General features: G+C 48.0%; 1 tRNA gene and 1 rRNA gene. Both read right to left on the reverse strand.

From position 1 onward, the window contains the following. Positions 1–243, reverse strand: a 23S ribosomal RNA gene (locus C3432_RS27330); the annotation flags it as partial. A 198-nt stretch (positions 244–441) separates the two neighbouring features. Beyond that, a tRNA-Ala gene (locus tag C3432_RS27335) sits at positions 442–517 on the reverse strand. Between the last annotated feature and the right edge of the window lie 113 nt (positions 518–630).

Here is a 630-nt window from a genome sequence, read left to right on the forward strand (position 1 = left end):
GGGGGAATCTCGGTGGTTGATTTCTTTTCCTCGGGGTACTTAGATGTTTCAGTTCCCCCGGTTCGCCTCGTTAAGCTATGTATTCACTTAACGATAGTGCAACGAATTGCACTGGGTTTCCCCATTCGGACATCGCCGGYTATAACGGTTCATATCACCTTACCGACGCTTTTCGCAGATTAGCACGTCCTTCATCGCCTCTGACTGCCAGGGCATCCACCGTGTACGCTTAGTCGCTTAACCTCACAACCCGAAGATGTCTTGTCTTCTGATTGCGAAAATTTGAGAGACTCGAACACACCGCTTTTCATTTCTTATTACGGAGAAATGAAACAGTGTGTCGTTTCAATTTTCAGCTTGATCCAGATTTTTAAAGAGCAAAACTTCGCAGTGAACCTTTTCAGGTACACTCTGAAGTTTTCTGTATTACGTTCCACAGTATGGTGGAGCTATGCGGGATCGAACCGCAGACCTCCTGCGTGCAAAGCAGGCGCTCTCCCAGCTGAGCTATAGCCCCATACGGTGTAGTTAAAACCTCATCAAATTTGCATCGCAAATTTGGTAGGCCTGAGTGGACTTGAACCACCGACCTCACCCTTATCAGGGGTGCGCTCTAACCACCTGAGCTAC

Source organism: Citrobacter amalonaticus (assembly GCF_002918555.1).
Taxonomy (GTDB): domain Bacteria; phylum Pseudomonadota; class Gammaproteobacteria; order Enterobacterales; family Enterobacteriaceae; genus Citrobacter_C; species Citrobacter_C amalonaticus_A.